The following is a 4,891-nucleotide window of genomic DNA, read 5'->3' as shown; positions in this document are numbered from 1 at the left end:
GTGATAAGAAAAATTCGTAGATTTCCTTTAAATTAGGAACATTCTACGAATTTTTATATTTTCATGAATAATTCAGGATTTCTTTTAATTCCATACATCAATGATACCATATCTAGTGTAAAATATTTTCAAAAGAAAGAAGGAATGTTTATGAACCCAATCATTCAAAATTTATTTGATCGCAAGTCATGTCGTATTTTTAAAGATAAAGAAATTTCACAAGAAGACAAAACACTGATACTTCAAGCAGCTATGCAGGCACCAAGTGCAGGAAACCAACAGATGTATACAATTATTGATGTACAGGATAAGAAACTTCAAGAAACACTATCTAAAACGTGCGACAATCAACCCTTCATCAATCAGGCCAAGATGGTTTTGATTTTCTGCGCAGACTTTCAAAAATGGTATGATTTGTTTAACTATGAAAATTGTAATCCTAGAAAACCAGGCGTAGGCGATTTATTATTAGCCACAACGGATGCGACCATTGCCGCACAAAATGCAGTTGTAGCTGCCGAAAGTTTAGGCATTGGATCTTGTTACATCGGCGATATTCTAGAACAGCATGATCTTCATAGAGAATTATTACATCTTCCAGAATATGTGGTCCCTGTATGCATGTTGGTACTTGGATATCCTGCAGATGATCATTTTAAAAGACAAAAACCTGAGCGTTGCAAATTAGAAGATATTGTTTGTGTTGATCACTATCAAAGAAAGAATGAACAAGAACTCAAAAATATGTTTGAACACAAAGTTGGAAATAAGAAACTAAGTGAATGGACAGAAGCGTTCTGTAAAAGAAAATACAACTCTGATTTTTCAAAAGAAATGACACATTCTGTACAAAAATATATTGACCAATTTAAAAGTGAAGCCGATTAAGACTTCACTTCTTTTCTTATAGTTTTAAAGTAATATTTACACCATCACGAACCGCTTCCAAAGCCTGGGCAACACTGGATGCATCACCAAATAAGTATGTTTCTTTTCCCGTTTCTCTAATAGCTTCATATAGACTTGGATCTGGTTTTGAACCTGTCGCATATACGATAAAGTCAAATTTTCCTAAGTTTTGTGTTTCTCCACCTTTTTCAACCTTAACACCATCTTCTACAGATACGAGTTTTGTTTCTGTTAAAGCTGTTATTGGTAAACCTTGAATACGAGTCATTGTAGAAACTAAGTTTGCCGGACACTCTCCGTCATCAATATTCTTTTTCATTTCTAAAATTGTAACATGCGCATCCGGGTGCTTTTCACAAATATATTCACTGGCTTCAACACCAACCATGCCTCCACCTACGACAAGTATATTTCCGTGAACATCGACTTTATCGTCTAAAACATCATGTGCTGTATAGGCATTTTCATTGGGTCTATTCGGAATAGAACCGTTGCATACGAGTACCACATCAAAATCATGAACATCATTCACATTCACTTCATGATTTAAATGAACTGGAATATGTAGTCTTTGACATTCACTTTCTAAATAATCAATCCATTTATGCATTTCTTTTTTCGGTGTAATCTTGCTGGCAAGATTGATCTGTCCACCTAACACACCACTTTTTTCAAAAACTTCTACATCAAGTCCTCTTAAAGCACACATTCTTGCAGCACTTAAACCACCGATTCCGCCACCTACAATCATCACTTTTTTATTCGAAGTAGCTGGTTCCATCTTCATTTCTGTCTCATGACCACAGAATGGATTGATAACACAGGTTCCGCATAAGCGCTTTGTTTGTTGTCCAACACATCCTGCAAGGCATCCTGTACAAGGTGCAATTTGTGCATCTTTATCTTCTTTTGTCTTCTTGACAAAATCTGCATCCGCCAATAAAGCACGACCTAGTACAATACCATCGACTTTGTCTTCTTCCACTAAAGAACGAGCCAGCTTAGCATCATTGATTTTTCCCACCAACAACACTGGTACATGACTGATTTCTTTGATTCTTAATGCTTCTGCCAAATTAGTTGCACACTCTTCTCCATGACTAGGCATGATTTTATTTGGCAACTCATATTGAGATCCACCCGAAATTTCAAAGGCATCCACGCCTCGTTTTTCGAGTTCTGGTATCAATTGAAGTGTATCTTCAATAGTATTGCCTCCACAAATTTTTTCTGATCCTGACATACGCAAAATAATTGGAAAATCATTTCCACATTTATCTTTTATTGCTTCTACGACTTCAAATAATAATCGAGCGCGATTCATTAAATTACCACCATATGCATCTGTTCGCTTATTTTTTAAAGGACTTAAGAAAGAGCCTAGAAGCATATATCCGTGAGCACAATGAAGTTCAATTCCATCAAAACCAGCTTGTTTTGCCTGATAAGAAGTATTCGCATACATAGAAATAATATTTGGGATTTCTTCTATTTTTAATTCACGAGTTTGTTGATACATAGAATTTAAATAGCCACTACTAGAAATTGGTGTAACCCCAAAGAATGAAGAGATACTTTCTGGTCCTGGATGCGTAATTTGAGGAATGATTTTTGTTCCATACGCATGGATCTTATCCGTAAATTTCTTGTATTCCAAAATGCTTTCTTCACTTCTAAAACATAGCGTATTTCCTAAATAAGGTGTATTAGGATCAACACTTGTCGCATCCGTAATAATACATCCTACTTCGCCTTTAGCTCTTTCAAGCCAATATGCCTGTTCTTGTAGCGTAGGAATTCCCGTTTGATCTCCATACCCTAAAGACATAGGAGCCATAAATGTACGATTTTTTAAGATCATCGAACCAATTTGAAGTTCATCAAATAATGTTGTCATATCGCTACCTACTTATTAATTTCTAATACGGCATGATATGCATCTTTAAATGCATCTAAGGCAATACCTGCTTTCTTGCAGTCACCAACGATGTATGTAGGAATATCTAAATCTGCATACATACTTGTATCATTTGCCTTTGATCCTACAGCCATAATCACACTGTCATATGGATATTCTTTGCCACTTGCAACAACGACATGATCATCAATTTTTTCTACAGTTGCATTTGTTTCAATCGTGATTGGCATTTGCGCCATCGCAAATTGAGCCGTGATTTGACGCAATGGACCTAAATCTTGTAGAGCTTTTTCTTTCATTTCTAAAACAGTAACTTTCTTTTGTCTTGCTGCTAAAAATTCTGCGGTTTCAAAACCAACAAGACCACCACCAATAATGACTACATTTTCGCCTGGTACCTCTACTTTTTCACTTAATACATCATGTGCAATAATAGCTTTTTCACTACCCTCAATTGGAAGCACAAATGGACTTGATCCAATCGCTACAATGAGTGCATCCGGCTTAATTTCTTCAAGCATTTCTTTAGTAACAACAGTATTTAAGTGCACCTCAATTCCAGATTCTTGAACATCCAAAATCATTTTATCTACGGCATTCTTAAAGTCTTTTTTAGCTGAAATAGCCCCTGCCAATAAGAATTGTCCACCAAGACTTTCACTCTTTTCAAATAAGATTGGTGTATTGCCTGTTTCTTTTAAATCTAAAGCCGCTTCCATACCTGCAATTCCACCACCTAAGATGACAATTTTTTTAGAAACAGATCCAGGTTTTAAACCTAACGTTTCTTCTTCTAATAAACCTGGATTTCGCATACAAGTAATATGTTTAATAGCTGGATTGTATAGAGAAGCACAGAAGGAGTCATAGCAGCCTTGGTTACATCCAATACAATAGCGAATTTGATTGACTTTACCTTCCTTTGCCTTATTGCAGAAGTTGGCATCGGCAAGCTGAGCACGTGCCATGACAACTAAATCTGCCTTATCTTCTTCTAAGATCTTTTCGGCAAATTCAGGCGTATTGATACGTCCACATGGCATTGTCAACATACCTGTTTCCTTACGAATGCGTGCAGCATCTTCTACGTTAAATCCATTTTCAATATCAACTGGTGCCACTTCATATAATGTAGCTGCCGTTAAGATATTTCCACGACTAATGTTTAAAACATCTACACCTAATTCTTTGGCATCTTTACAAAATTCAATCACTTCTTCAACCGTTAATCCACCTTCCAACATGTCATCATGACAATCGACACGCATGAATAGTGGCATGTCTTCTGGCATATTAGCACGAATGGATTTAATACATTCTAATGGGAATTTTTTACGGTTTTCAAAACATCCACCCCACTCATCACTTCTATGATTGATTCCACCCGACAACATTGAATGTGGTAAATAGTTATGTGCGCAATGGAATTCTAAACAATCAAATCCAGCTTCTACTGCACGTTTTGCGGCTTGTCCAAACTTATCTATTATATCGAGTAATCTTTCATTTGTGATAGCTGGCACTGTATATTGTGGACTTAATGGCAAGTCATTTGGTACTAAGATTTGAGCCGTTTGATCCGAAGCCACAGCCAATCCACCTTGCCATAATTGAACGCAAGTTTTTCCTCCGGCTTCATGAACGGCATCATTTAACTTTTTAAATCCAGGAATATACTTATCTTCGGCAATCGATAAAAATCCATGTGGAGCACTCGCTGCATCGACACTTGTAACTTCAACTGTATTTAATCCGTTTCCACCTTTTGCACGAGCCACATGATACGCAATCAGCTTATCCGTAACACTCTTTCCATCTTCACTTTCTGCACTTTCGTGCGTTCCCATCGCAGACATCACAACACGATTTCTCATTTCCATACCACGTATTTGTATGGGATCAAATAATTTGTCAAACATATATTCTCCTCCTTTATGTATGTTAACTTCTTATTTCATTATACTTCAATTGTTAGCGGTTTCACATATAAAAGAAAAAGTAGGCGACAGAATTTTAATTCTACCGCCCCTTGTCAAACCGTACGTGCCCTACTAAGGCATACGG

The 4,891-nt window shown here is 36.6% G+C and carries 3 protein-coding genes; 1 reads left to right on the top strand and 2 read right to left on the bottom strand.

Annotated elements, in window-relative coordinates; translation table 11 throughout:
• The first annotated feature begins 63 nt into the window (after positions 1-63).
• Positions 64-888 carry a nitroreductase family protein gene (locus Q0F04_RS11390; RefSeq protein WP_295753390.1) on the top strand — a complete coding sequence of 275 codons (825 nt, stop codon included), beginning with the start codon at positions 64-66 and terminating at the stop codon, positions 886-888.
• Positions 889-904: 16 nt separating this feature from the next.
• On the opposite strand, the gene Q0F04_RS11385 is transcribed toward Q0F04_RS11390, so the two are convergent.
• Positions 905-2,806, bottom strand: coding sequence for an FAD-dependent oxidoreductase (locus tag Q0F04_RS11385; protein ID WP_295753388.1), 1,902 nt, complete (start codon positions 2,804-2,806; stop codon positions 905-907).
• Between the two features lie 8 nt (positions 2,807-2,814).
• Complete coding sequence (locus tag Q0F04_RS11380; protein WP_295753386.1) at positions 2,815-4,746, bottom strand: NAD(P)/FAD-dependent oxidoreductase; 1,932 nt, start codon at positions 4,744-4,746, stop codon at positions 2,815-2,817.
• Between the last annotated feature and the right edge of the window lie 145 nt (positions 4,747-4,891).

It is taken from the genome of uncultured Holdemanella sp. (assembly GCF_934772795.1).
Classification (GTDB): Bacteria; Bacillota_I; Bacilli_A; order Erysipelotrichales; family Erysipelotrichaceae; genus Holdemanella.
Note: the sequence above shows the minus strand (reverse complement) of the source record. Positions and strands in the feature narration are given on the sequence as shown.